At 72.1% G+C, this 25,154-nt stretch carries 26 protein-coding genes; 20 read left to right on the forward strand and 6 right to left on the reverse strand.

The annotated features are described in order from the left end of the window. A partial coding sequence (locus Q0D75_RS18600; protein ID WP_291056948.1) for a TIGR03557 family F420-dependent LLM class oxidoreductase occupies positions 1–929 on the forward strand: 929 nt, incomplete at its 5' end. 16 nt (positions 930–945) lie between these two features. On the opposite strand, the gene Q0D75_RS18605 is transcribed toward Q0D75_RS18600, so the two are convergent. Further along, positions 946–1,809, reverse strand: coding sequence for an SDR family oxidoreductase (locus Q0D75_RS18605; protein WP_291056950.1), 864 nt, complete (start codon positions 1,807–1,809; stop codon positions 946–948). Positions 1,810–1,923: 114 nt separating this feature from the next. On the opposite strand from Q0D75_RS18605, the gene Q0D75_RS18610 reads away from it, so the two are divergent. Further along, entirely contained in the window at positions 1,924–2,292 is a 369-nt protein-coding gene (locus Q0D75_RS18610; protein ID WP_291056952.1) for a helix-turn-helix domain-containing protein, read from the forward strand. Here the strand turns inward: Q0D75_RS18610 and Q0D75_RS18615 are convergent. Next, positions 2,289–3,218: an aminodeoxychorismate lyase gene (locus Q0D75_RS18615; RefSeq protein ID WP_291056954.1), complete on the reverse strand. Its 930-nt coding sequence runs from the start codon at positions 3,216–3,218 to the stop codon at positions 2,289–2,291. The genes Q0D75_RS18610 and Q0D75_RS18615 overlap by 4 nt on opposite strands. A gap of 34 nt (positions 3,219–3,252) precedes the next feature. On the opposite strand from Q0D75_RS18615, the gene Q0D75_RS18620 reads away from it, so the two are divergent. The 6 genes from Q0D75_RS18620 (at position 3,253) to Q0D75_RS18645 (ending at position 7,785) form a co-directional block, all read left to right on the forward strand. Beyond that, a complete protein-coding gene (locus Q0D75_RS18620) occupies positions 3,253–3,951 on the forward strand; it encodes a CYTH domain-containing protein (protein ID WP_291056956.1) in 699 nt (232 codons plus the stop codon). A 197-nt stretch (positions 3,952–4,148) separates the two neighbouring features. After that, the gene (locus tag Q0D75_RS18625; protein WP_291056958.1) at positions 4,149–4,715 is read left to right on the forward strand and encodes an alternate-type signal peptide domain-containing protein; all 567 of its coding nucleotides are present in this window, start codon (positions 4,149–4,151) and stop codon (positions 4,713–4,715) included. Positions 4,716–4,743: 28 nt separating this feature from the next. Further along, on the forward strand, positions 4,744–5,352 hold the full coding sequence (locus Q0D75_RS18630) for a hypothetical protein (protein WP_291056961.1): 609 nt from the start codon (positions 4,744–4,746) through the stop codon (positions 5,350–5,352). An 89-nt stretch (positions 5,353–5,441) separates the two neighbouring features. Continuing rightward, complete coding sequence (locus Q0D75_RS18635; protein WP_291056963.1) at positions 5,442–6,392, forward strand: hypothetical protein; 951 nt, start codon at positions 5,442–5,444, stop codon at positions 6,390–6,392. Next, positions 6,389–7,150 carry a hypothetical protein gene (locus tag Q0D75_RS18640; RefSeq protein WP_291056965.1) on the forward strand — a complete coding sequence of 254 codons (762 nt, stop codon included), beginning with the start codon at positions 6,389–6,391 and terminating at the stop codon, positions 7,148–7,150. Before Q0D75_RS18635 ends, Q0D75_RS18640 begins: the two co-directional genes overlap by 4 nt. Beyond that, complete coding sequence (locus tag Q0D75_RS18645) at positions 7,147–7,785, forward strand: signal peptidase I (RefSeq protein WP_291056967.1); 639 nt, start codon at positions 7,147–7,149, stop codon at positions 7,783–7,785. The genes Q0D75_RS18640 and Q0D75_RS18645 overlap by 4 nt, the downstream gene beginning before the upstream one ends. Here Q0D75_RS18645 and Q0D75_RS18650 read toward each other — a convergent pair. Beyond that, positions 7,725–8,957 (reverse strand): Na+/H+ antiporter NhaA, encoded by a 1,233-nt coding sequence (locus Q0D75_RS18650; RefSeq protein WP_291056969.1) that lies wholly within the window; start codon positions 8,955–8,957, stop codon positions 7,725–7,727. The two genes, Q0D75_RS18645 and Q0D75_RS18650, sit on opposite strands and share 61 nt — an antisense overlap. 175 nt (positions 8,958–9,132) lie before the next feature. Between Q0D75_RS18650 and Q0D75_RS18655 the strand changes: the two genes are divergently transcribed. The 4 genes from Q0D75_RS18655 (at position 9,133) to Q0D75_RS18670 (ending at position 15,535) form a co-directional block, all read left to right on the forward strand. Next, positions 9,133–11,481, forward strand: a complete 2,349-nt coding sequence (locus tag Q0D75_RS18655; RefSeq protein WP_291056971.1) for an acyltransferase family protein — start codon at positions 9,133–9,135, stop codon at positions 11,479–11,481. A gap of 785 nt (positions 11,482–12,266) precedes the next feature. Then, the gene (locus Q0D75_RS18660) at positions 12,267–13,253 is read left to right on the forward strand and encodes a permease (protein ID WP_291056973.1); all 987 of its coding nucleotides are present in this window, start codon (positions 12,267–12,269) and stop codon (positions 13,251–13,253) included. After that, positions 13,246–14,070, forward strand: coding sequence for a TIGR03943 family protein (locus Q0D75_RS18665; RefSeq protein WP_291056975.1), 825 nt, complete (start codon positions 13,246–13,248; stop codon positions 14,068–14,070). The genes Q0D75_RS18660 and Q0D75_RS18665 overlap by 8 nt, the downstream gene beginning before the upstream one ends. Beyond that, complete coding sequence (locus Q0D75_RS18670; protein WP_291056977.1) at positions 14,060–15,535, forward strand: hypothetical protein; 1,476 nt, start codon at positions 14,060–14,062, stop codon at positions 15,533–15,535. The genes Q0D75_RS18665 and Q0D75_RS18670 overlap by 11 nt, the downstream gene beginning before the upstream one ends. Before the next feature lie 107 nt (positions 15,536–15,642). Here Q0D75_RS18670 and Q0D75_RS18675 read toward each other — a convergent pair whose 3' ends face one another. Together Q0D75_RS18675 and Q0D75_RS18680 are read right to left on the reverse strand one after the other, a co-directional pair. Beyond that, the gene (locus Q0D75_RS18675) at positions 15,643–16,284 is read right to left on the reverse strand and encodes a DUF1992 domain-containing protein (protein ID WP_291056979.1); all 642 of its coding nucleotides are present in this window, start codon (positions 16,282–16,284) and stop codon (positions 15,643–15,645) included. Between the two features lie 61 nt (positions 16,285–16,345). After that, on the reverse strand, positions 16,346–16,807 hold the full coding sequence (locus Q0D75_RS18680) for an SRPBCC domain-containing protein (RefSeq protein ID WP_291056981.1): 462 nt from the start codon (positions 16,805–16,807) through the stop codon (positions 16,346–16,348). A gap of 105 nt (positions 16,808–16,912) precedes the next feature. On the opposite strand from Q0D75_RS18680, the gene Q0D75_RS18685 reads away from it, so the two are divergent. Beyond that, positions 16,913–17,365 carry a DUF3817 domain-containing protein gene (locus Q0D75_RS18685; RefSeq protein ID WP_291056983.1) on the forward strand — a complete coding sequence of 151 codons (453 nt, stop codon included), beginning with the start codon at positions 16,913–16,915 and terminating at the stop codon, positions 17,363–17,365. Positions 17,366–17,387: 22 nt separating this feature from the next. On the opposite strand, the gene Q0D75_RS18690 is transcribed toward Q0D75_RS18685, so the two are convergent. After that, on the reverse strand, positions 17,388–17,858 hold the full coding sequence (locus Q0D75_RS18690; RefSeq protein WP_291056985.1) for an Lrp/AsnC family transcriptional regulator: 471 nt from the start codon (positions 17,856–17,858) through the stop codon (positions 17,388–17,390). A gap of 60 nt (positions 17,859–17,918) precedes the next feature. Here Q0D75_RS18690 and Q0D75_RS18695 point away from each other — a divergent pair, with 60 nt between their 5' ends. The 7 genes from Q0D75_RS18695 to Q0D75_RS18725 all read left to right on the forward strand — a co-directional run. Further along, positions 17,919–18,392, forward strand: a complete 474-nt coding sequence (locus Q0D75_RS18695) for a DUF2000 domain-containing protein (protein WP_291056987.1) — start codon at positions 17,919–17,921, stop codon at positions 18,390–18,392. 70 nt (positions 18,393–18,462) lie between these two features. Further along, positions 18,463–20,196, forward strand: coding sequence for a sodium:proton antiporter (locus Q0D75_RS18700; protein WP_291056989.1), 1,734 nt, complete (start codon positions 18,463–18,465; stop codon positions 20,194–20,196). A gap of 152 nt (positions 20,197–20,348) precedes the next feature. After that, entirely contained in the window at positions 20,349–21,698 is a 1,350-nt protein-coding gene (locus Q0D75_RS18705) for an ion channel protein (RefSeq protein WP_291056991.1), read from the forward strand. 54 nt (positions 21,699–21,752) lie between these two features. After that, on the forward strand, positions 21,753–21,899 hold the full coding sequence (locus tag Q0D75_RS18710; RefSeq protein ID WP_291056993.1) for a hypothetical protein: 147 nt from the start codon (positions 21,753–21,755) through the stop codon (positions 21,897–21,899). A gap of 38 nt (positions 21,900–21,937) precedes the next feature. After that, positions 21,938–22,789: a CoA ester lyase gene (locus Q0D75_RS18715; RefSeq protein WP_291056995.1), complete on the forward strand. Its 852-nt coding sequence runs from the start codon at positions 21,938–21,940 to the stop codon at positions 22,787–22,789. Between the two features lie 11 nt (positions 22,790–22,800). Next, positions 22,801–23,298: a GNAT family N-acetyltransferase gene (locus Q0D75_RS18720; RefSeq protein WP_291056998.1), complete on the forward strand. Its 498-nt coding sequence runs from the start codon at positions 22,801–22,803 to the stop codon at positions 23,296–23,298. Then, on the forward strand, positions 23,295–25,154 hold a 1,860-nt coding region (locus Q0D75_RS18725), incomplete at its 3' end, for a DUF4118 domain-containing protein (protein ID WP_291057000.1). The genes Q0D75_RS18720 and Q0D75_RS18725, both read left to right, overlap by 4 nt.

A 25,154-nucleotide genomic window follows, 5' to 3' on the forward strand; every position in this document is an offset into this window, starting at 1 on the left:
GCGGACCGCGGGAGCTGGTGCGCTACGCCGTCGCCGCCGAGCAGGCGGGCTTCGACTTCGAGGTGTCGAGCGACCACTACTCGCCGTGGCTCACCGAACAGGGCCACGCGCCCTACGCCTGGACGGTGCTCGGGGCCGTCGCCCAGGCCACCTCGCGGGTGGAGCTGGCGACCTACGTGACCTGCCCGAGCATCCGGTACCACCCGGCGGTCGTGGCGCAGAAGGCGGCGACGCTGCAGATCCTGGCCGAGGGCCGCTTCATCCTGGGCCTCGGCTCGGGCGAGAACCTCAACGAGCACGTGGTCGGGGAGGGCTGGCCGGCGGTCGACGCGCGGCAGGACATGTTCGAAGCGGCGCTGCAGATCATCCGCGAGCTGCACACCGGTGAACTGGTGACCTACGACGGGGCGTACTTCCGCGTGGACTCGGCGCGCATCTGGGACCTGCCCGACGAGGGCGTGGAACTCGGCCTCGCCGTCTCGGGCCCGAAGTCCATCGAGCGCTTCGCCCCGTACGGCGACCACCTGATCGCGGTGGAACCGGATGCCGACCTGGTGAAGGGCTGGACCGACGCCGCCGGCAAGCCCGCGCGCTCGATCGGGCAGATCCCGATCTGCTGGGGCCGCGACAAGCAGGCCGCGATCGCGCAGGCGCACGAGCAGTTCCGCTGGTTCGGCGGCGGCTGGGCCGTGAACGCCGATCTGCCGACGCCGGCGGGCTTCGCCGCGGCCAGCCAGTTCGTGCGGGAGGACGACGTGGCCGGCTCGATCGCCTGCGGCCCCGACCTCGACGAGCTGGCCGAGAGCGTGCGCCCCTACCTCGACGCGGGTTTCACCGACGTGGCGATCGTGCAGGTCGGCGACGCCGGCCAGGACGAGTTCCTCGCCGAGGTCGCGGAGCCCCTCCTCGAGAAGCTCCGCGCCCTGTGACCGTGCGCCGAGGCGGTCAGGCCGTGGTGGCCTGGGAGCGGAAGTAGTCCACGAGCGGGGTGGTGGGGTGGCCGATGAGGGTCACGAGGTCGGGGGTGACCGTGGCGAGGGTGCCTGCGGCGATGTTCGCGTCGAGCGTCGCCACGAAGCTGGCGGTGCCCTCGTCGAGACCGGCGGCCTTGAGGCCCGCCACCTGCTCGTCGAACGAGACCGGCACGAACTCCACGGGGCGGCCGGATGCCGAGGCGGCGGCCGCGGCGAACTCCTCGCCGTTCCAGGCGGAGTCGCCCGAGAGCTCGTAGACCTTGCCGAGGTGCCCCTCGCTCGTCAGCACGGCGGCGATCGCCTCGGCGTAGTCCGAGCGCGAGGCGCTGGCGACCCGGCCCTCGCCGGTGCCGGCACGGTGCACGCCCGACTCGACCGCCTGGGCGAACGAGCCCGCGTAGTTCTCGTTGTACCAGTTGTTGCGCAGGATCGTGAAGGGCACTCCCGAGGCGGTGATCAGCTCTTCGGTCGCCTTGTGGTCGGGCGCGAGCACGAGGGCGGAGGTGGTGGCCTGCGGGGCGCTGGTGTAGACGATCCGCGCGACCCCGGCGCGCTTCGCGGCCTCGATCGCGTTCGTGTGCTGGGTGAGCCGCTGACCGGGCTCGCTGGCCGAGACGAGCACGAGCGCGTCGGCGCCGGTGAAAGTCGCATCGAGGGAGGCGGGGTCGGCGAAGTCGATGGTCGCGGTGCGCACCCCGAGAGCGTCGAGCTCGGCGAGCTTCTCGGCGTTGCGGCCCGCGGCCACGATGTCGGAGGCGGCGACGCCCCGGGCGAGGAGGTGCTCGACGGCGAGGCGTCCGAGGTGGCCGGTGGCGCCGGTGACGATGATGGTCATGGTTCTGATCTCCTTTTCCGCGGCCCGCATCCGCAAGCCGTTCGTAGGAGGGAACCCGGCATCCGTTCAGAAGCTTCCCGACAGGTTGTACCCACTTTTTGGTAAGTTAGGACCATGCCCGATCGTATCTGGGACGCCATCGGCGAACCCACCCCCTTCGCCGCCGGTTGCGCCAGCCGGGTCGTTCTCGATCACGTCACCAGCAAATGGGGAGTGCTCGTGCTGGTGGCTCTGGCTGACCGGCCGATGCGCTGGGGCGAGCTGCACCGCTACGTCGAGGGCATCAGCGAGAAGATGCTCGCCCAGACGCTCAAGGCGCTCGAGGGCGACGGCTTCGTGCGGCGCGAGTCGCACGGCACCGTGCCGCCGCGGGTCGACTACAGCCTCACGGCGCTCGGCACCGAACTCGGCGAGGTGCTCATCCCACTCGTGCGCTGGGTGGGGCAGAACGTCGGGCGCACCGGGCGAGTGGATGCGGCCTAGGTCGCCAGATACCGGTTCAACCCGGCCGTGAGCTCGGCGTCGACGCTCCGCGGGCTGCCGTCGAGGTCGATAACCGGCACGGCCTGCCGCACGCTCGAGACCAGCCAGAGGGCGTCCGCCCGCGCGAGTTCGCTGGCCCGCATCCGAACCGTGCCGGTCTGCAGCCCCTGCTCGGCGAAGAACGTGAACGCCCGGCGCTGCGTGGTACCGGGCAGGATGCCGAGCTCGGGCGTGGGCGTCAGGATGCGGTCGCCCTCGCGCACCAGCACGCTGGCCGTCGGCGCCTCGAGCACGAAGCCGTCGGAGCTGATGAAGATCACGTCGTCGGCGCCCCGGCGTGCGGCTTCGCGCACGGCGGCCGCGTTCAGCGCGTAGGACAGCGTCTTCGCGCCCTGCAGCAGCCAGGGCGAGGTGGCGGCGACGTCGTGCCGATACCCCCGGTCCAGCGTCACGACCCGCACGCCGCGTTCGCGCACCGCGCGGAAATCCGGTGCCGGGCGGGCGGTCAACCAGCCCGTGGGCCGGTCGGTGCCCTCGATGCCGCGGGTGAGCACGAGCTTGACGGCGAGCACGGGGGCGTCGGGGAAGTCCTTCGCCGCCGCGTCGACCAGGGCGTCGAAGGCCGCGCGCCAGACCGCGGCATCCGGCTCGGGCAGGTCGAGCAGGGCGGCCGAGGCGCCGAAACGCTGCAGATGGGCGTCGATCGCCGGGGCGTGCCCGGCCGACACCATCACGGTCTCGAACACGCCGTCGCCGCGGGTGACCCCCAGATCGAGCACGCTGACCTGCGGATGCGCGGCGTCGGCCCGCACGAAGCCCGGCCCGGCGCGGTCGTGGGCGCCGGCATCGCCGTCCGCATCGGCATCGGTGCCGCCGATTGGGCCGAGTACCGGCCGGGTGACCAGAATGAGCAGAGGAAGAGGCACGCCCTCAGTGTCCTCCCGGAAGGAGATCACCCCGATGGCACACTCCGTGCAGACCGAGATCGAACGCAAGTACGCCGTCGGCGCCGACACGGAACTGCCCGCGCTCACCGGCGTGGGCGAGGCCGCGGGAACGCCCGTCGTGCGCGCCGAGTCCTCGGCATCCGTCCGCCTGGAGGCGGTGTACTTCGACACGGCCGATCTGGCCCTGGCCCGGCAGCGGATCGCCCTGCGCGTGCGCCGCGGCGGTCACGACGAGGGCTGGCACGTGAAGCTGCCGGCCGCGGAGGGCCGCACCGAGCTGCAGTGGCCGCTCGAGCCGGCGGGCGAGCCGGCCGAGGAGGCGACGACGAGTGCGGCGGGGGTTCCGGATGCGGCGGACGAGGTGCCCGCGAGCGTGCGCGACGCCGTGCGCGAGCACGTCGGTGATGCGGCGCTGACACCGTTGGCGCGGGTGAGCACCGATCGCGCCCTCACCGATCTGCTCGACGCCGACGGCGCCGTGGTGGCCGAGCTGGCCGACGACCTGGTGCGCACCGTCGACGCGCGCCAGGGTGCTGAGCGAGCCTGGCGCGAGTGGGAGGCCGAACTCGGGCCCGCCGCCCCGCCCACGGCGGCTGGACGCACCGCGCTACTCGACGAGATCGAACAGCGCCTGCTGGCCGCCGGAGCCACGGTCTCGCCGAGTGTCTCCAAGCTCGCGCAGGCGCTCGGCCGCACCGGTCTCGGGCACTAGCGCCGGGCCCGGTCCGGCGAGCGGCTCGGGCGATCGCGGAGAGTTCCCGTCACCTTTGCGCCAGGGAGGGTCACCGAAGCGACATCCGTCGATCAGGACCTGGATCGGCGACGTCCCGCTGGCGACACTGAGGGCACGACTCGCGCGACGTCTGTCGCTCAGCTACGCCGGATGGGCGTCCCGAAAGGAAACACAGCATGAACAAGCTCACCAAGGCCGCGATCGCCGGAGCCGCCGGTATCGCCCTGCTCCTCGGGGGAGCCGGAACCTTCGCGTTCTGGAACTCTTCCGCCGCCGTCTCCGGCGGCACGATCACCGCCGGTGACCTCAAGGTCGTCAACGACGGCCCCGCCGGGGTCTGGAAAGACCAGGCCAACAACACGGTCAACATCGCCACCTACAAGATCGTGCCGGGCGACGTGCTCACCTACACCGACGACCTCACCATCACCGCCGTGGGCGACCACCTCACCGCGACGCTCGGCTTCGGCGCCCAGTCGATCACCCCGGCCTCCGCCGCGGCCGCCGACGTAGCTCTGGCCGGTGAGCTCACCGACACGGCCGTCCTGACGGCATCCGGTGCCGGCATCACCGGAACCGGCCCGACCTACACGATCACCTCGAGCGCCGCGCCGGTCAGCAGTGTCGTGACCGTCGTGGTGACGCTCACCTTCCCGCAGGGCACGGCCGGGCAGTACAACGACGCGAAGACGGGTGCGGTCAACCTCAGCAACTTCAACGTGACGCTGACGCAGACCTTCTGATCCTCGGCTCGCGATCAACGGAGCAACCATGAGCACCACCGTGGCGGGGCGGCGCGTCCGACCCCGCCACGGTCGCCGTGCTGCTCCCGAAGGTTCGCTGCTGCGCCGGCTGCTGCTGTTCGCGGCGGCCGCCGGCGCCGCCGTGCTGCTCGCCGTCACGGCGTCGGGCGGCACCTACGCGTTCCTCAACTCCTCGGCCGCCGTGCCCGCGGGCGGCACGCTGCGTGCCGGCACCGCGGCGATGTCGGTCACCACCGCGCTCAGCCTGCCCACCACCGCGATGTATCCCGGCGAGGTGCGGCGCGCATCGGCCGTCATCACGAGTGTCAGCGACATCCCGCTCAAACTGCGGGTCACGGGCGTGACGCTCACCAGCACGGCCAACAGCTTCTCCGGCGCCCTCACCCTCGGCGTCGGCGTCGCTGCCTCCGCAGCCGAATGCACGGCGGGCACGACGACCTCCACCTGGTCGGGGACGATCCCGTCGTCCACCCCCGGCGACCTCTCGTTCTCGCTGCCCAAGACCGGCACCGCCGTGATCTGCGTCGCCGTCACTCTGCCCGCCGGAGCGCCCGACGCGGCGCGCGGCAACACCGCCGCGACTTTCACGGTGCAGATCGACGGGAGACAGGTATGACCGCCGGTCCTCGTCCGAGCCGGCCGCGCTCGAGCCGCGCGCACCCGCGCCGAGCTCGCGCCGGCCTGCCATGGCGCACATTCGTCGCCGTGTTCCTGGCCGTCTTCGTCATCAGCGGGGCCGGCGGAACGGCCAGCGCGTTCTGGACGGTCCCCGCCGTCCCGCTGGGCGGCACAGCGAACGCGGCCACGGCGTCGGTCACGCTCGCGGGCACCGCCGCTCTGCAGAAGGAATACCGCTTCACTACGGCGACCCCGTCGACCGCGAGCAACGCGAACCTGGTCATCGCCCCCGTGGTGTTCACGAACTCGGGCACGTCGCCGCTCGCCCTCTCGGTGGCGTGGTCGGGCAACACGGGCGCCTATCCCGCCCTGATCACGGTCACCTACTGGGCCGGCGCATCCGGGGCCTGTGCGAGCAGCGTGCCGTCGTCGGGCACGACGGTGGGAACCCTCGCCTCCCCGCCCGCGCTGCCGGCCGGCGTCGCCTCCGTGGCGATCGGAGCGGCCGTCACGCTCTGCGTGGCGACCTCGCTGAACAGCACCGTGGCGCTCCAGCAGGGCAACACGGTCTCACCCGTGCTGACGCTCACCGGGCGCGTCGGCACCAACTGGATCACCAGCGTCAGCGCGCCTGCCTTCACCCAGTCCGTGTTCAGGGTGGCCGCCCCCACGGGGATCACCTGCGTCACCACGCCGGGAACCCTGACCATCGCGGGCTACGCCACGCTCACCTGGAACGCGGTCACCTACGGGGCGGCCAACGGGGTCGACACGGCCAGAGCCGCGTCCTACGACCTGCATCTCGACACAGCGACGAGCCCCTCGATCCAGCAGGTGACACCGGCCGCCGGCGCGGCGACGGTGTCGGTGCAGGTGAACGCGCTCAACCTGGGCGTGCTGGGCTTCCTCACCTCGGGTACCAAGAACGTCGTCGTCACCACCACCGACTCGGTCTACGGCACCACCTCGGTGGCCTCGGCGACCCTCGTGATGCGATACGGCCTCCTCCCGCTGCTGAGTGTGCAGTGTCCGGCGTGATCCGGCTGCGTCCGGTGCGGGGCGTGCTCGCGGCGGCCGTCGTGCTGGGAGCGCTCGCGGTCGCGCCCGGGGCACCCGTTCCGTCCGCCTCGGCCGGCGGCGCACCCGGGGTGGAGGTGAGCCTGGACGGCACGCATTTCGCCCGCGAGCCGGCCGGTCCGCTCTTCGCGGATCCACCGCTGATCGTGCCGGGCGATGTGGTGGTGGCCACGCTCTGGGTGCGTAATGCGACACCGTACGACGGTGCCCTGCGGCTGAGCGGCACCGAGGCCTGGGCGAGCAGCCCGGCGCTCGCCGAGTCGCTCGGCGTCTCGGCTCGGGAGACAGGGGACGCCCAGACGCCCGGTGTGCCCCAGACGCCGGGCGTCGCCTTCACGGCGGCCGCCGGCTGCGCGCTCGTGTTCGCGGGCCCGGTGCTGGCGCCGGGGGAGCAGACGTCTCTCCAGGTGGCCCTCACGTTCGACCCCTCGACGCCGGATCGCGCCGGTGCCGACGCGCAGGCGAACCTCGATTTCGTCGTGACCCTGCGCGATCCGGCCGATTCCGCCGCGTCCGGCACCGCGGACTGCGCGAGCGGCCAGGTCGTGCCGGCGTTCCCCACCGGCGACGGCGGAGGGTCGGAGGGCATCGCGCTGACCGGGCAGGACGTGCTGCCGATGATCGTGCTCGGTGCCGGTTTCCTGGTGGCCGGTCTGCTGACGGTGCTCGCGTTCGCCCGGTCGAACCGGCGCCGGCGCGAGCGGAGTCCACGGCCGTGACGCTCGCTCCGGCGCCCGCCCCCGTCGCTCGTCATCGGGCCGCACCGGGCCGCTCGCGCGGGCTGGGCGCACCCGATGAGGCCACGACCGCTTCCGCGGACGGTGAGAAGTCGCTCGCCCACTACCTCGGGGTGGCCGTGAGCGCCGCCGTGCTGCTGCTCGTGCTGGCGCTCGCCGTGGTCACCGTCGTGCTGCCGGCGCTGGTCGGCGGCCGGCCCCTCACGGTTCTGACCCAGTCGATGGAGCCGGGGCTGCCGCCGGGAACCCTGGTCGTGGTGCGGCCCGTGCCGGTGCAGGACATCCGGATCGGCGACGTGCTGACCTACCAGATCGAGTCGGGCGAGCCGGGGGTGATCAGCCACCGGGTGATCGAGAAGACGATGTCTTCGAACGGCTCGATCCTGTTCGTCACGAAGGGCGACAACAACGACCTGGCCGACGAGAACCCGGTGCAGGAGGTGCAGGTGGTGGGCACGCTCTGGTACAGCGTCCCTCTGCTGGGCTGGGTGAACACCGCGGTGAACGGCGAGGCCCGGAGCGTGATCGTGCCGGTGGCGGTGGCCGCCCTGTTCGGCTACGCGGGGTGGATGGTGCTGTCGACGGTGCTCGACTCCCGGCGCAAGCGCCGCCGGTAGGGCGCGGCCAGGCGGGAGACGAGCACGGCGGCGAGCACGATCGAGACGGCGGAGCCGAGCAGCACGGCGAGCGTGCCCTCGTCGGCCACCTCGGGGGCGCCGGCGAAGGCGAGCTCGTTCATCAGCAGCGACACCGTGAAGCCCACGCCGCCGAGGGCGCCGGCCGTGATCAGCGCCGGCAGGGAGAGATGCGGATGGCGGCCGCGCTCGTCGGTGCGCGGGCCCACGAACCCCGCGAGCCAGCCGCCGAGGGTGATGCCGATCAGCTTGCCGACCGGGAGCGCGATCAGGATTCCCCAGAACGCGGGGGCGAGCTGCGCCGGGGCCACCTGGGGGATCGCGACGAGTGCCGCGGAGAAGGCGAACAGGGGCAGGATCACGCCGTTGGTGACCGGTTCCAAGGCGTGGCGCACGTGCATCGCCGGCACCCTCACCATGGCGAGCCCGAGGGCCACGCCCGCGATCGTGGCGTGCACACCGGAGAGGTAGACCAGCGACCAGGTCACGATACCGATCGCGATCAGTGCGACGGCCACGAGCATCCGGAGCCCAGGGGAGCCTGTGACGCGGTCGGTGAGCAGCAGGCGGCTGAGCAGCCCGAACGCGACGACCCCCACGGCGGCCGCGGCGAGCAGCAGCAGGTTCGGGGCGGTGGTGAAGAAGACGGCGATGATCAGGATGGCGACGATGTCGTCGAGGATGGCCAACGCCAGGATGAAGATGCGCAGCCGCGAGGGCAGGCCCTTGCCGAACACGGCGAGCACCCCCAGGGCGAAGGCGATGTCGGTGGCGGTGGGGATCGGCCAGCCGCCCTCGTAGCCCGATCCGGCGGTCACGGCCAGGTAGATCAGCGCCGGCACGAGCACGCCGCCCAGCGCGGCGATGGCCGGGCGCACCGCCTTCGACACGGAGTTCAGCTGGCCGACCGTGAACTCGTTCTTCAGCTCGACGGCCACCACGAAGAAGAAGACGGCGAGCAGGCCGTCGCTGATCCAGTGGCCGACGGAGAGATCCAGAGGGGTGCCCGGGATGGCGAGGTGGGCATCCTGCACCTCCATCAGGGCCGGGCCGACGGCGGTGTTGGCGGCGAGCAGGCCGAGAGCGGCGGCGGCGAGCAGCAGCACGGCGGCGACACGTTCGGAGCGGATGAAGGCCGTGCGGCTGTGAGCCATGGCGGATGCCTTTCGTGACACGGGCCGCGGGGCGGCGCGCGAATTCCGAGGAAGGACCCCTGCGGCCCTCCGCCGACCAGACTTCCCGGCGCACCGGTATCGATCCTACCGAGGCGGGGGCGTTCGCGTCGGGACGGTAGGATCCTCTGTGGCCTGAGCGCGAGAGCGCTCTCTCGTGAGATGGAGCACAGTGACCCCGAACCACCCGACGGCGTTCCGCGCCGACATCCAGGGGCTGCGTGCCTTCGCCGTCGTGGCCGTGGTGCTCGCGCACGTCACCGGCTGGCCCGCCGGCGGCTTCGTCGGCGTGGACGTGTTCTTCGTCATCTCGGGGTTCCTCATCACCGGGCTGCTGCTCCGCGACGCCGAGCGGCACGGCCGGGTGAGTCTGCGGCGCTTCTACGCCACGCGCATCCGGCGCATCGCGCCCGCCGCCGTGGTGGTGCTGGCGTTCACCGTGGCCGTGGCGTGGTTCCTGTTCAACCGGCCGCGGTTCCAGGAGACGGTGACGGATGCCGTGTCGTCGCTGCTGCTGGTGGTGAACTGGCGGTTCGCCGCCGAGGGCACGGACTACTTCCACGCAGGTGACGCGGTGTCTCCGCTGCAGCACTTCTGGTCGCTGTCGGTGGAGGAGCAGTTCTACCTGGTGTGGCCGGGAGTCGTTCTACTCCTGGTGCTGGTTGCGCTGAGGGGTCGCGGAAGCCGCGCCGGGGCAGCAGCCGAGGGAGGTGCGGAGCCCGGAGCCGTGCTCCCGCGGCTGCGCCGGGTGCGGCTGCTGGTCGGCGGGGTGCTCGTGCTGATCGTGGGCGCCTCGTTCGCGCTCGCGATGCTGCAGACCGACTCGTCGCCCATCCTGGCGTACTACTCCACGCTCACCCGCGGCTGGGAGCTGGGTGTCGGCGCCCTGCTGGCCGTGGCCGCGCCCGTGCTGGCGCGGATGCCGGCGGCACTGCGCGTGCTGCTCGGCTGGCTGGGGTTCGGCGGGGTGCTGCTGTCGTTCTTCGTGATCTCGGATGCGGAGCCGTTCCCGGCCCCGTGGGCGGCGCTGCCCGTCGTGGCGACCGCGCTGGTGATCGCGGCGGGGGTGGGCGGCCCGCAGCGGCACCTGTTCCCGTTGGTCAACCCGGTCAGCCGATTCTTCGGCGACATCTCGTACTCGCTCTACCTCTGGCACTTCCCGGTGCTGGTGTTCGCCGTCGTGCTGCTGCCGGAGGGGAACCCGGCGACCGTGCCGATCATCCTGGGCCTCGGGCTCGCCCTGGCGATCGTGTCGTACTACCTCGTGGAGCAGCCGCTGCACCGCTCGCCCTGGCTGCGGGGAGCGCCGGAGCCGGCTGCCGCGGGGGAGCCGGATGCTGCGGGGGAGTCGGCCGCGACGGGGGCTCCGACTGTGACGCCGGAGCCGGCCGCGACGCGCGAGCAGGCACGAGAGGCCCGCCGCGACGCCTGGCAGGCGTGGCGCGACCGCTTCGGAGCGCAGTTCATCTTCTCGACCATCGGCCTGGTCGCGATCGTGGTGGTGGTCGCCGTGACGGTGCAGCTCTCCCTGCGGGGGCAAGGGCCGCTGGCGCTGAACCTGCCCGGGAGCGGGCCCGCGGCGGTGGAGCCCGCAGGCGATCCGACGGCCGACGCGGGAACGGGCGACGGTGCACCGGCCGCCCCGGCCGCCGAGGTGAACCCCGAAGACCAGCTGCAGACCGAGCTCTACGCCGCCGCCTCGGCGAGCGCCTGGCCGGGCGACCTCTCGCCGTCGATGGACTCCGCCATCTCCGACGGCTCCAGCCGCAACCCGGCCAAGGACTGCTTCGCCCCCGGCGGTACCCCCGACTTCGGCCGCTGCACCTGGGGCGACGGCAACGCCCCCAACCACCTGTACCTCGTCGGCGACTCCACGGCGCTCGCCTACGCACCGGCGTTCAAGGCGCTCGCCGAAGACAGCGGCGGCCAGTGGAAGATCACCACCATCGGACTCTACGGCTGCCGCTTCACCCAGGTGCTCGTGCAGAACGGCGGCGACGGAGTGATGGACGCCTGCCCTCAGCGCAAAGACGACATCGCGGCACGCATCGCCTCCGACTCCCCGCAGCTGGTGGTGGTGGCCAACGCATTCGCACTCGGCAAGGCCGCCGACGGCACGCCGCTGTCGACGAACCAGCTGGTGGAGTCGACGCTCGCCGAGACCGCCGGATACGGCACCCCCGGCCGGGTCGTCTACCTGGCCCCGCCGCCCCTCGGCGTCGACCTCGGCCGCTGCTACTCGCCGGTCTCGAGCCCGCAGGACTGCAACGCCGGAGTCGACCAGGCCTGGCAGGACTTCGAGGCCGCGACCACCGCGGCGCTCGCCGCCTCCGGAACCGGCGACCACTACGTCAGCTCCCTCGGCTTCAGCTGCGCGCAGGGCTTCTGCCCGGCGTTCGCCGGCACCACGCCCACGAAGTACGACACCGTGCACCTCACGCCCGAGTTCTCGGTGCGCATCGCCCCCGCGATCCGGTGGGAGTTGCGGGCGCAGGGGCTCTTCTAGCTGCCGGGGGCGCCGGGCTTCGCTCGTCGCTCCCGGGCTCCGCCGGTCCCTGCCCGGCGCCGCGCGACATGTGAGCGCGCGGTCGAGAGGCGCGGCCTGCGGTCGCACCTCTCGACCACACGCTCACCTTGGGTCGTCGAGTACGGCCCGGTGCGTCGTGTACGTCGGTTCGTGGACTGCGACTGCCTATGCCGGTGTCGCCCCGCCCCGTTCCACTTCTCCCCACCTCCCCTCACCTCACCTCACCTCCCCTCACCTCACCTCACCTCGCTCCACCTCGCCCCGCTCCACCTCGCCTCACCCCACCTCGCCTCAACCCGCCCCACCTCGCCTCGTCCTGCCCGGCCTCGCCTCGCGCCGCTCAGCCTCGCCTCGCCCTGCCGAACGGATGGAGGGTGCGCCGTTCTGGCGGGACGGATGGAGGCTGCGTCCGCAGGTGGGGGGTGCCTCCATCCGTTGCGCAGCCGGGGAGCGCGTGGAACGTGCGCAGCCGGGGAGCGGGTGGAACCGCGGGGGGTGCAGGCGGGAGGCTGCGGCACGTGGGCAGGCGGGAGGCTGTGGCACGTGGGCGTGCGGAGGCGCGCCGTCGCCTGGGCGGGCGGGGGCTACGGCGGCTGGCGCGCGGAGGGTACGGGCCCAGGGGGCGCTCAGGGTCGGGGGCGCGGGGATGATTTACGCTTGCAGGCGTGACTCGTGAGCTGACCGTGCCCGGGGTTCGGGGCACGGGGCGGTGGCGGGGGGCGCCTCGGGGCACGGGGCGGCGGGGGGCGCCGCTGAGGGGGCTCGTGATCGGGGCGGTGATCGCCGCGGGGCTCGTGGTGCTGCGGCTGGTGTCGGCGGGGTGGGCTCCGGAGGCGCTGCCGGATCGGCTGCGCGACTTCGTGACGCTCTCGACGAGCGTGGTGATCGAGTCGCTGCCGTTCGTGTTCCTCGGCATCCTGATCTCGATCGCCGTGCGGTTCTGGGTGCCCGAGAGGTTCATCCACAGGGTGATGCCGAAACACCCCGCCCTCCGCCGGGTGACGATCTCGCTGGTCGGCGTGCTGCTGCCGGTGTGCGAGTGCGGCAACGTGCCGCTCGCGCGCGGGTTCATGATGAAGGGCTTCAGCGTTCCCGAGGCGATGACCTTCCTGCTCGCGGCGCCGATCCTCAACCCGGTGACGATCGTCACGACCTACCAGGCGTTCGGCTGGGACGACGGCATCCTGGTGGGCCGGATCGCCGGTGGCTTCGTGATCGCGAACCTCGTGGGCTGGCTGTTCAGCCGGCACCCCGACCCGCGGTCGCTGCTGACGGCCCGTTTCGACGCGGCCTGCCGCCTCGAGGCCTCGGGCCACGGCCCGTCCACGGCCGGAGGCCGCGGCTTCGTGCCGACCGCGCGCCGGGCCGCCCTCGCCTTCGCCGAGGAGACCTCCACCATGCTGCCGGCCCTGCTCGTGGGATCGGCGATCGCCGGGGCCATCCAGGTCGGCCTCTCCCGAGACGTGCTGGTGGCGCTCGGCGGCAACCCGATCTGGTCGGTGCTGGCCCTGATGATCCTCGCGTTCGTGATCGCCATCTGCTCCAACGTCGACGCCTTCTTCATCCTCGCCTTCGGCTCGACCTTCCTGCCCGGCGGCATCGTGGCCTTCCTCGTGTTCGGCGCCATGGTCGACGTGAAGATGATCACCCTGATGAAGACCACCTTCACGACCGCGGCGCTGGTGCGCCTGGTCGCCCTCGTGGCTCTGGCGAGCCTCGCACTCGGATTCGGGGTGAACCTCCTTGCGTGACCGCATCCAGTCCCGCTGGCGCGGCATCGTGCTCAGCCTGATCGGGATCGTGGCCATCGTGTGGCTGGCCGTGACAGGGCAGCTCGGGCTGTACATCCATCCCCGCTACTACGAGTTCACCGTGGTGATGGCGGTTCTCGGCGGGGTCATGGTGCTCGCCGCCTTCGCGTTCGTGCCGGGTGCGGCTCCGGATGCCGACGGGCACGACCACGGAGACGGCCACGACCACGGAGACGGCCACGACCACGCCGACGGGCACGACCATTCCGCGAGCTCCGCCTCCGCCTCCGCCCGCGGCGTCCTCTGGACGGCCCTCACCGCGCTCGTCGTGGTCGGCGCCGTGGTGGCCCTGCTCGTCGTGCCACCCTCCACGCTCACCACCGCCACGGTCGACCAGCGCGACCTGAACAACGCCGCCGCCGTCTCCGACGCCGCGGACTCCCCGCAGCTGACCGGCGGCGACACCGCCGACTTCACGGTGAAGGACTGGGCCTCGATCCTGCGCCAGGGCGCGGGGGAGAAGTACTTCGCCGGCAAGTCGGCCACCCTCACCGGCTTCGTGACCCCCGATCCGGCCGACCCCGAGAACGTCTTCTACGTCGCCCGCTTCGTGGTGACGTGCTGCGCCGTCGACGCACAGCCGGTGGGCGTGCCGGTGTACCTCCCCGGGTGGGAGGCCGAGCACCCGGTCGACAGCTGGGTCACGGTCAGCGGCGGATTCGCGACGAACCCCAGCACCAGCAGCGCCCCGGCGATCGTGCTCGAACCCGCGTCGGTGCAGGCCGTCGACCAGCCGGCGGAGCCGTATGTCTACTGACCGGGTGCCGGGTGGGCGGATCCCGGATGAGCGGATCCCGGCCGAACACTCCCGCGCCGGCCAGCGCGCGCTGAAGCGCTTCCGGCGCACCAGCCTGGTCACCTTCCTCGTGCTGGCCCTCGTCGCCGGAGGTCTCGGCGCAGCGGCGGTGCTGCGCGGTCCCGCGCTCGGCTCCGCGTCGATCAACCTCGGCGCCAGCATCGCGCGCGACGGGCAGAAGCTCGTGCTGCACGCCGACCAGGCCATCGGGCCCGTCGACCAGGGGCAGGTGGAGGTCGAGCCGGCGACGCCGTTCTCAGTCGAGGCATCCGGAGCCGACGTCACCTTGACCTTCACGGGCATCCTCGACTACGCCACCGAGTACCACGTGACGGTCACCGGCGTCGACGGCACCGCCACGGGTCTGACGGGCAGGCTCGACTACAGCTTCCGCACGCCCGACGTGCAGGTGTACAGCCTGCTGCGGCGCGGGGGAGCGGATGCGGGCGCCGGCAAGCCCACCGACCAGGTGCTGCGCTCGACCCTCGCCGCCGGGGCCGACTCGTCGAGCCAGGTGGCGTTCGAGGCGCCGCGCATCCAGCAGTACGCGGCGACCGACACCGCGCTGGCCGCCATCACGCTCGACGAGGCCGGCACGTCCACCTTGCAGGTCTCCGTCGACGGCGCCGCCCCCGCCACGGTGTACACGCCGGCCGGCGGACGCATACAGAACCTCTCGGCGTCGACCTCGGCGCACCTGTTCGGGTTCACGGTGAACGGGGGGACGGATGCCACGGGGCGCTCGTACCAGAACGCCCTGTTCGTGTTCGATCCGCTGGGCACCTCGGGGCGGGCCGAGGAGGTCACCGGGTTCGACGGGGCGCCGCTGCGCGTGGTCGACTGGGCGTTCGTGCCGGGTACCTCCTCGATCGTGGCGCAGGGCACCGACCAGCAGCTGTACCTGCTCGACCCGCTGAGCGTGAACCAGCCGGCGCCGCTCGGGCGGCACACCGAGATGCGCGGCTTCCTGCCGGGCGAGCTGAAGCTGATCGTCGCCGACTCCGCGGGCACCTCGACGATCGACCTGACGACGGGCGCCGTTGAGCCGCTCGTGCAGACGGCGCCGCAGGTCGATCCGGCGTTCTACCCGGGCACGATCGTGACGCTGCAGAACGGCGTGACCATTCGGCAGTACGACGAGGTCGACTACTCCTCGGCGAGCCCGGTGCTCGGCTCGGTGATCCTCTACGCCGACTCCGCGGGAACCCGGGAGCTGTTCCGGCCGGCCGCGGAGGGGGCGCGGGTGCGCGGCTTCTGCGTGTCGCCGAACGGGCAGTACCTGGCCGTGGAGACGATCGCCGCCGACAGCGTGAGCGACGGCTACGCGCTACCCGGGTACTCGGACATGACGACCTGGTTCGTGCGCATCGCCGACGGGGTCACCACGCGCGGGGTGCCGGGCTTCCTGCCCGACTGGTGCCAGTAGCGCCCATGCGCCTTCGGTGGCCGGGGTTACTGCGGGAATAGCGACCACCGCGCTCACTATGAGCTCGGTGCCGCGTATTGCTGCACGAACCCCGGTCACACGGGCGGTCAGTGCCCTTCGGCGCGCCGGCGACGGCGGCGCTCGCGCCAGGGGAGAGCGGCCCATTCCGCCTCCTCGCGTTCGCGCTGCTCGCGGGCGGCCTGGGCCCGGGCCGCGCGGCGCTCGCGCCAGCGCGCGACCTCGGCGTCGGTATCGCGCGTGGGCGTGACGACCGGCGGGCCGCCCTGCAACTGGCGGCGGGCGTTCACCACCCGCCGGTTGAAGTCGCTCAGCAGCTCGCGCACGGCCGTCTCGGAGGCGATCGCATCCATCCGCTCGTCGAGCTGCGCGTCTTCGGTGCGGAGGGTCAGGGCGGGCGGGCCCAGCCCCGTGAGGCGTTCGCGCTCGATCTTCTGACGGATCCACCAGTCGGGGTCGTAGGTCTGCCCGAGCCCGGCGAGGGGCTTGCCGGCACCCGGCAGCTCGTCGAACTCACCGCGGCGGATGGCCTGCTGGATCTGGATCTCCACGAACGAGGCCCGCTGCTCGAGCGTGGGCCGGCCGGCGTCACCGGTGGGGTCGGCTTCGACGCCGGAACCCTTCTGCGCCGGGTCGAGCCCGTCATCGAGCCGCTCCACGCGGTAGCGAGCCGCAGCCAGCCTCGAGTCGCGCTGCTCCGGCCGCTGCTGCGGTTCCCGCCCTCCCGTCATACGTCAAGGCTAGAACGGCGCGCGCGGTCCCGCATCCGGCTCGATCCGGGGCCGCTCGGTCTCAGCCGGCGACCGGGGTCTGGCCGAGGTGCTGCGCGAGCTCGTCGAGGGCGCTCTCCCAGCCGTCGTGGTAGCTGTCGTCGCCGACCATGCCGTCGACGCCGCGGATGTCGAAGGTCACCCGGGTCAGCTCACCGAGCGAGCGGATGCCCACCGTCACCAGCGGGGTGTCGTCGGGGTCGTCATCCGGGTTCCCCCAGGTGAACACGAGCTTCTCGTTCGGCACGATCTCGCGGTAGACGCCGCCCGTCGGATACTCCTCGTCGGTGGCGTCGTTCACCATCGTGTAGGTGTATCGGCCGCCGGGCTTCAGGTCGACCGACACCGATTCCCGGGGCGTGTGCAGGCCCGCCGGATGCCACCACTCGGCCATCCGGTCGGGTTCGGTCCATGCTCGCCACACCTGCTCGGGCGTGGTGTCGAGTTCGCGCTTGAGGGTGAAGCCCTTGTCGGTGTCGATCATGTTCGTTCCTCTCCGTCGGGTGCCCGGCACGATCGGCGCCGCACTGCCCGTGCCCTCCATGCTGGCCCTCCGGACGCTCAGCCGCACGCTGCTAGCGTGGAAGCGATGTCTCCCCGCACCCTGTACCGAACCGTGTCCATCGCCGAGGCCATCACCTGGACGGCCCTGCTCACCGCCATCATCGTGCGGGCCACCGGCGTCGAGATCCCGTTCTTCTTCGCCATCGGCCTGAGCCACGGAGTCGTGTTCATCGCGTTCGTGGTGGCCACCGTGGTGGTGGGCCTGAACCAGCGCTGGCGCTGGTGGCTCATCCTCGTCGCGGCGCTCACCGCGATCCCGCCCTACGGCACCGTGGTGATGGACGCCTGGCTCGAACGGCGCCACCGGCTAGCCGGACCCTGGCGCACCGAGGCCGGGGACGACCCGCGCGACGCCCGGCCGATCGACCGGCTGCTGCGCTGGTTCCTGCGGCATCCGTGGCTCTTCGTCGTCGGCGGAGTGCTTGTCGTGGTGGCGCTCACCGCGGTCGCCCTCGTCGCCGGCCCGCCCGGAGGCTGAGCCCCGGGAGGCACCACCCGGCTCAGAGCGGCCGGATGCGGCGGTTCTGCAGGTGCTCGTACACCACCGAGGTGCGCACATCGGCCACCTCGGGCCGCTCGGTGAGACGGTCGATCACGAAGGCGTAGAGGCTCTCGTTGTCGGCCACCGCCACGTGCACGAGGAAGTCCTCGTTGCCCGAGGTCACGAACACCCCGAGGGTGTCGGGCAGCTCGCTCACCCAGTTGCGGAAGCCCTCGATGTTCGTCCGCGACGGCGGCCGGATGCGCACGGCGATCATCGCCTGCACGCCCCGCCCGATCGACGGCAGGTCCACGTCGAGGCTCGCCCCGCGGATGACGCCGCGCTCCCTCAGCGCACGCGTGCGATCCAGCGCGGTGGTCGGCGAGACCCCGACGGCGGCGGCGATGTCGCGATTGGTGCGGCGTGCATCCGTCTGCAGTTCGCGCAGGATGGCCGTATCTAGTTCGTCGAGCACCATAGCTCCGTTCACATTGCCGAATTAAGTACGGATGAATTGTAAGCCGGTCGAATAGCTGTTTAGCATTACCGCGTGAATCCGAACGACGTCATTCCTGGTTACCTCCCGCACGAGATCCTCACCGGCGAGCCCACCCGCTCGGCCCGGCTGAAGTGGGTGATCGTGGTCGACGAGAACCTCGCCCCCGGCCAGCAGGCGAACGCGGTCGCCTGCGTCGCCGCCGCGACCGGGGCGGCGATCGACGGCCTGCAGGGGCCGAGCGGCGCCGACGCGAGCGGGTACGAGCATCCGGGGCTCGCCTGGGCCGGCTGCACCGTGCTCGGCGCCTCGGCCGAGAAGCTCGCCGCCACCCGCGCCAAGGCGGTGGCCGCCGAGGGCGTCTGGCTCGCCGACATGCCCCTCAGCGCCCAGACCACCCGGGTCTACGACGAATACCTCGAGACCCTGGCAGGCACCGATCCTGCCGAGCTCGGCGCGCTCGCGCTCAGCATCGTGGGGGAGCGGGCATCCGTCGACCGGATCGTGAAGAAGCTGCGCCTGCTCTAACGAGCTCGACAGCCCCTCTCGAGACCCGCCTCGCGACCGGGCGGCACCCGCGGCCCCGTAGGCTTGCACGATGGAGCTGGGAGTCTACGGGATCGTCGCGGTGGCGGTCATCGTCGGCGTGGCCGCCTTCTCGAAGAAGCTCGGTGTCGCGGCCCCCATCATCCTCGTGCTGGTGGGCGTCGGGCTCTCCTACCTGCCCGGCGTTCCCGACGTCGAGGTGCCCCACGAGATCATCCTCGACGGGTTGCTGCCGCCCATCCTGTACGCGGCGGCGATCAGCGTGCCGATCATCGACTTCCGGCGCAATCTCGCGCCGATAGCGAGTCTCTCGGTGGTGCTGGTCATCGTCACGGCCTTCGCCACCGGCTTTCTGCTCTACACGATGCTGCCCGACCTCAACTTCGCGGCCGCCGTGGCCCTCGGCGCGATCATCAGCCCTCCGGATGCCGTGGCCGCCACCTCGATCGGCCGTCGCCTCGGGCTTCCCCCGCGCCTGCTGACCCTGCTGGAGGGCGAGGGCCTGGTGAACGACGCCACCGCCCTGGTGCTGCTGCGCACGGCCGTCGCCGCGGCCGCCGGTGCGCTCAGCACACCCTGGGCCGGGGTGCTCGACTTCTTCTACGCGGTCGTCATCGCCGTGCTGATCGGTCTCGCCGCCGGCTTCGTGACCGTGTTCATCCGCTCCAAGCTCAACGACTCCGTGCTCGACACGGCGCTCTCGCTCGCCGTGCCCTTCGTGGCCTTCATGCCGGCCGAGGCCCTGCACGCCTCGGGCATCCTCGCCGTCGTGGTGGCCGGGCTCTACACGGGGCACGCGAGCCCCAAGCACTTCTCGCCGCAGTCGCGGATCAGCGACCGCATCAACTGGCGCACCATCCAGTTCCTGCTCGAGAACGGCGTGTTCCTGCTGATCGGGCTCGAGATCCGTACGCTGATCGACGACGTCGACGACACCGTGCTGGGCGTCTGGACCTCGATCGGCATCGGCCTGATCGCCACGGTCATGCTGATCGCCATCCGCTACCTGTGGATCGGCCCGCTCGTCTACGGTCTCTCCCGCCGGGAACGGCGACATGAGAAGAGCACCTATCGTGCTCTGCTCGCCCTCTACTACTTCCGCACCCACCCGGTGGCCTCGGCCCGGCAGGCGCGCGTGCGCGACCGGCTCGAGCGCGACTACGGGCGGCGCCGGGCCGACCTGGAGGTGCTGAGGCAAGACCGCATCGACTGGCGCGGGGGCGTGGTGCTCGGCTGGTCGGGCATGCGCGGGGTGGTCACGCTGGCGGCGGCCCAGTCGCTGCCGAACGACACCCCGTACCGGCCCCAGCTCATCCTGATCGCCTTCACGGTCGCCGTGGTGAGCATCGTGGTGCAGGGCGGCACGCTGCCCTGGCTCATCCGCCTGCTGAAGGTGGAGGGGATCGACGCCCGCGAAGACCGCAAGGAGCTCGCGGGCCTGCTCGAGACGATCAGCGCCTCCGGGCTCGAGGCGCTCGACGACCGGGCCGAGGAGGCGCCCGAGACCGATCCGATCGATCCCGACGTGCTCGAACGGGTGCGGCAGTCGTCGTTCCTGCGCACCGAGGCCGCCTGGGAGCGCACCCGCAGCACGCGGTCGCAGGAGGAGCGGCCGCATCAGCTGTTCCGCGAGCTGCGGCTCGTGGTGGTGGCCGCCGAGCGCGAGCGGCTGCTCGAGATCCGTTCGCAGGGCACCTACCCCTCGCGGGTGCTGGCCGAGGCGCAGGCGCTGCTCGACCTCGAGGAGACCCGGCTGCAACGGCGCTCCGGATCGGGCGAGCACTGAGATCGGGCGAGCACTGAGATCGGCCTCCCGCCCGGCGACCGCCTCGCCGTAGCCGAGCGACGGTGCCCGCCGCTAGGGTCGGGAGCGGGATGGCCACCGGGCCATCCGGGAGCGATCGCCCGTCACGGCACGGGCCGGCGACAGGATGCGCGATGGCGGAGCCCGGGGCGGACGGCACGAGCGGAGGCGCCCGCGGCAGGGTGACCATCACGGGGGAGCAGGATCGGCCGAGCGGCACCGTGGTGCGCCGCCTGCTGCGGCTGTCGATCCCCGCGATCCTCGTGGGCGTCGTCTCGGCGCTCATCCTCTTCGCCGTCGACGAGATCTCGGGCCTCGCCGAGGACGGCATCTGGACCACGCTCCCGGCAGCGCTCGGCATCGACCCCTCGGCCGGCTGGTGGATCTTCGGCGTGCTCAGCGTCACCGGCCTGGTCGTCGGCCTCATCCTGCTGCTCGTGCCGGGCCACGGCGGCCGCGACTCGGCGACCACCGAGCTGATCGCCCCGCCGCTGCCGCTCAAGGCGCTCCCCTCGCTCGCCCTGGTGGCGGTGATCGGTCTGGCCGGCGGCGTGAGCCTCGGCCCCGAGAACCCGATCATCGCCATCAACACCGGCATCCTGGTGGCCCTGCTCGCCCGGCTCTGGCCGGCGATCCCGCCGAACCTGGTGGTGATGCTCGCGGCCTCCGCGACGATCGGCGCCCTGTTCGGCACACCGGTGGCCGCCGCCTTGATCTTCACCGGCGTCGTGGGCACGCTCGGCGGCGAGGGCGCGCTGTGGGACAAGCTGTTCCTGCCCCTGCTGGCCGCCGCGGCGGGCTCGCTCACCATGGCGCTGCTGGCGCATCCCTCGCTCGCCGTGCCGCTGCCCGCCTACGACTCGATCGCCGGCATCGACCTGCTGAGCGCCGCCGTGATCGCGGCCGTCGCCGCCGGCCTCGGCATCGCCGCCGCCAGCGTCTTCCCCGCCCTGCACGGGGCGTTCCGGATGCTCCGCAACCCGGTCTTCTACGTCACCCTGGGCGGCATCCTGCTCGGCATCCTCGGGGCCGTCGGCGGCCCGATCACCCTGTTCAAGGGCCTGCAGCAGACCGGCGAGCTGGCGATGAACCGGGCCGACTACAGCGCGGGGCAGCTGGCGCTGATCGTGGCCGTGAAGCTCGTGGCCCTGGTGATCGCGGCCGCGGCCGGTTTCCGCGGCGGCCGCATCTTCCCGGCGGTGTTCATCGGCACGGCGGTCGGCGTGCTCGCGAATGCGCTCATCCCCTCGATCCCGGTCACGGTCGCCATCGCGGCCGGCGTGATGGGCATGGTGCTCGCCATCGCCCGCGACGGCTGGATCGCCCTGTTCATCGCCGTGGCCGTCGCCGGCAGCATCACGGTGCTCGCCGTGCTGTGCATCGCCATCCTGCCGGTCTGGTTGATGGTCTCGCGCGCACCCGAGATGATCGTGCATCCGCCCGCGCCGAAATCAGCCCCTCCGTTATCCGGCGCCCCAGCGTAGGTTCGTTGCTGAGCCCGAGAGGGTGGCAGCACAGCGAGCGGGTTCGGAGGCGGCGTGAAGGTCTGGGTGGTCTTGGACATGACCGAGTGGACGCGCGACATCATCGGCGTCTTCGCCAGTCGTGACGCGGCGATCAGCGCCATGGACCGCACCACCTCCTGGGGCTTCAGCATCGAGCAGTGGGACGTGGAAGCGCTCTGACACCCGAGATGAGCTCCGAGGCCGTATACGCTTGACGGGTGACTCACTCCGAATTCTCGTCCGAATCGACCATCGGGGCGGAGATCGCCCGTTCGTGGCTGCTCGTCTCCGCGAACCGCACCGAGGAGTTCGACTCGGCCTCGCGCTCGCGCGCCGACCAGGTCGTGCTCGACATCGAAGACGCGGTCGACCCGAAGCACAAAGACGGCGCCCGCAGCGACGTCGTCGACTGGCTCAGCGGCGGCGGATCGGCGTGGGTGCGCATCAACGACCACACCACCCCGTTCTGGAGCGACGACGTCGAGGCCCTGAAGGGCGTTCCCGGCCTCCGCGGGGTCATGCTCGCGAAGACGGAGTCGGCGGCCGACGTCACCGAGACCTACGACCGCCTCGGCGGCTCGACCCCCGTGCTCGCGCTGATCGAGTCGGCGCTCGGCATCGAGGAGTCCACCACCATCGCCCGAGCCCGTGGTGCCTTCCGCCTGGCCTTCGGCAGCGGCGACTACCGCCGCGACACCGGCACCAGCGCCGACGACCTGGCCATGGCGTACCCGCGCTCGCGCCTTGTGGTGGCGAGCCGCATCGGCAACCTGCCGGGCCCGATCGACGGCCCCACGGTCTCCTCGAGCCACCCGGTGCTGCGCGAGCAGTCGGCCGTCACGGTCGCGCTCGGTCTCACCGGCAAGCTCTGCCTGGATGTCGACCAGCTGCCCGTAATCAACGAGGTCATCAGCCCCACCTCGTCCGACGTCACCTGGGCCCGTGACTTCCTGGCCGACTTCGAGGCCCGTGGCCGTGTCATCCGCGACGGCAGCGACCTGCCCCGCCTCGGCCGCGCCCAGAAGATCGACAAGCTGGCCCGCGCCTTCAACATCAACCCGCAGGCGTAGCGGAGGCTGCCATGCAGGTGCGGCGGGCGACGGCGACGGATGCTGCCGCTCTCGCCGCGCTGCTCGACGCGTTCAATCGCGAGTTCGACGCGGCCACACCGGGTCCGGCGGTGCTGGAGGCGCGCCTGCGCATCCTGCTCGCCGATGACGCTCCCGGCCCGGTGCCTGCCGGAGTCGGCCCGGCCACCGTCGCCTACCTGGCCGGGGAACCGGCCGTGGGCTTCGCGCTGCTGACCGCGCGCCCGAACGTCTGGTACGCCGGGCCCGTGCTGCTGCTCGACGAGCTCTACGTGGTGCCCGAGCACCGCGACCAGGGCATCGGTACGGCCCTGCTCGAGCGCGTCACGACCGACGCGATCGCCGCGGGCGTGAGCGCGCTCGAGATCCAGGTCGACGAGCCCGACACCGCCGCGCGCCGGTTCTACGAGCGCCACGGCTTCACCTCCACCGACCCCGACACCGGCGACCGCGCCCTGTACTACTCCCGCGACCTGAGTTCATCGTCATGAAGCAGGGCAGACTGCGCGTGCTGCTCGGCGCCGCCCCCGGCGTAGGCAAGACCTACGCGATGCTCGAAGAAGGCCGCCGGCTGAAGGCGGCGGGCAAAGACGTCGTGATCGCGGTGGTCGAGACCCACGGCCGCGCGGCCACGCAGGCGATGACGCTCGGTCTCGAGACCGTGCCGCTGCGCACCGTCACTCACCGCGGCGTGCCGTTGCAGGAGCTCGACCTCGACGCCGTGCTGCGCCGCGCCCCCGACTACGCGCTGGTCGACGAGCTCGCGCACACGAATGCTCCGGGCAGCACGCACGAGAAGCGCTGGCGCGACGTCACCGCCCTGCTCGATGCCGGCATCGATGTGATCTCGACGGTGAACATCCAGCACATCGAGTCGCTCAACGACGTCGTACAGCAGATCACCGGGGTGCCCCAGCGTGAGACGATCCCGGATGCCGTGCTGCGCGACGCCGACCAGATCGAGGTCGTCGACCTGGCCCCGCAGGCGCTCCGCGACCGCCTCTCGGAGGGACTGGTGTATCCGGCGGCGCGGATCGATGCGGCCCTGTCGAACTACTTCCGGCTCGGCAACCTCACGGCGCTTCGCGAGCTGGCGCTGCTCTGGCTGGCCGACGAGGTCGACTCCTCGCTGCAGCGCTATCGCGCCGAGCAGGGGATCGACGACAAGTGGGAAGCCCGCGAGCGGGTCGTGGTGGCGCTGACCGGTGGCGCGGAGGGCGAGACGCTGATCCGGCGCGGCGCCCGCATCGCGGCGCGCTCCTCGGGCGGGCAGCTGCTCGCCGTGCACGTGACCAGCCAGGACGGGCTGCGCGATCCCGACCCCGGTGCGCTGGAACGCCAGCGCGCGCTGGTGGAGAGTCTCGGCGGCAGCTACCACCAGGTGGTGGGCTCGGACATCCCGAAGGCGCTGGTCGAGTTCGCCCGGGCGGGCAACGCCACGCAGCTGGTGATCGGCGTCAGCCGCCGAAGCCGCCTGGCGGCCCTGCTGACCGGTCCGGGCATCGGCGCGACCGTCATCCGCGAGTCCGGCGACATCGACGTGCACATCGTCACGCACTCGGCCGCGGGCCGCCGGCTCTCGCTGCCCACGGCGCGCGGGTCGCTCACGCTCCGCCGTCGCATCCTGGGCTTCGTGCTGGCCGTGGTGGGCGGTCCGCTGCTCACCTGGCTGCTCACCGCGTTCCGGAACGACGAGTCGATCACCTCGGACGTGCTGAGCTACCAGCTGCTCGTGGTCGTGGTGGCGCTGGTCGGCGGTATCTGGCCGGCGCTGTTCGCCGCGGTGCTCAGCGGGCTGACGCTCGACTTCTTCTTCGTCGACCCGCTCTACACGGTGACGGTCGACGAGCCCCTGCATCTGCTCGCGCTGGTGCTGTACGTGGTGATCGCGGTGCTGGTGAGCATCGTGGTCGACCAGGCGGCGCGGCGGTCGCGGTCGGCCCGGCGCTCGGCGGCCGAGTCGGAGCTGGTGGCCGGCGTGGCGGGGGAGGTGCTGCGGGGGCAGGACGCGTTCCAGGCCTTCGTGACACGCACGCGCGAGGCCTTCGGGCTCACCGGGGTGCGGTTGCTGCACGACGGGCGGGTGCTGGCGAGCGACGGCGAGCCGATTCCGGATGCGGTGGGGCCGACGGATGCGGTGGACGCGACGGATCGGCCGAGCGCGCGTCGGGGCTCCGATCCGGTCGTCCTGGTGATCGACGAGCGCTCGGTGCTCGAGCTGCACGGGCGCACGCTCGACGCCTCCGACCGGCGACTGCTCGGGGTGATCGTGGCGCAGCTCGCCGCGGCGCTCGAGCACGCCGACCTCGAGGAGGCGGCTCGCGGGATGGCGCCGCTGGCGGCCGCC

Origin of the sequence: Herbiconiux sp., from assembly GCF_023264855.1 — a bacterium.
In the GTDB taxonomy this organism is placed as follows: Bacteria; Actinomycetota; Actinomycetes; order Actinomycetales; family Microbacteriaceae; genus Herbiconiux.

Coding starts and splice junctions, on each gene's coding strand:
- Q0D75_RS18705 (WP_291056991.1), top strand. CDS start 20,349: ATGGCGGAGCCCGGGGCGGACGGCACGAGCGGAGGCGCCCGCGGCAGG.
- Q0D75_RS18720 (WP_291056998.1), top strand. CDS start 22,801: ATGCAGGTGCGGCGGGCGACGGCGACGGATGCTGCCGCTCTCGCCGCG.
- Q0D75_RS18610 (WP_291056952.1), top strand. CDS start 1,924: ATGCCCGATCGTATCTGGGACGCCATCGGCGAACCCACCCCCTTCGCC.
- Q0D75_RS18675 (WP_291056979.1), bottom strand. CDS start 16,284: ATGACGGGAGGGCGGGAACCGCAGCAGCGGCCGGAGCAGCGCGACTCG.
- Q0D75_RS18650 (WP_291056969.1), bottom strand. CDS start 8,957: ATGGCTCACAGCCGCACGGCCTTCATCCGCTCCGAACGTGTCGCCGCC.
- Q0D75_RS18685 (WP_291056983.1), top strand. CDS start 16,913: ATGTCTCCCCGCACCCTGTACCGAACCGTGTCCATCGCCGAGGCCATC.
- Q0D75_RS18630 (WP_291056961.1), top strand. CDS start 4,744: ATGAGCACCACCGTGGCGGGGCGGCGCGTCCGACCCCGCCACGGTCGC.
- Q0D75_RS18605 (WP_291056950.1), bottom strand. CDS start 1,809: ATGACCATCATCGTCACCGGCGCCACCGGCCACCTCGGACGCCTCGCC.
- Q0D75_RS18670 (WP_291056977.1), top strand. CDS start 14,060: ATGTCTACTGACCGGGTGCCGGGTGGGCGGATCCCGGATGAGCGGATC.
- Q0D75_RS18625 (WP_291056958.1), top strand. CDS start 4,149: ATGAACAAGCTCACCAAGGCCGCGATCGCCGGAGCCGCCGGTATCGCC.
- Q0D75_RS18620 (WP_291056956.1), top strand. CDS start 3,253: ATGGCACACTCCGTGCAGACCGAGATCGAACGCAAGTACGCCGTCGGC.
- Q0D75_RS18680 (WP_291056981.1), bottom strand. CDS start 16,807: ATGATCGACACCGACAAGGGCTTCACCCTCAAGCGCGAACTCGACACC.
- Q0D75_RS18700 (WP_291056989.1), top strand. CDS start 18,463: ATGGAGCTGGGAGTCTACGGGATCGTCGCGGTGGCGGTCATCGTCGGC.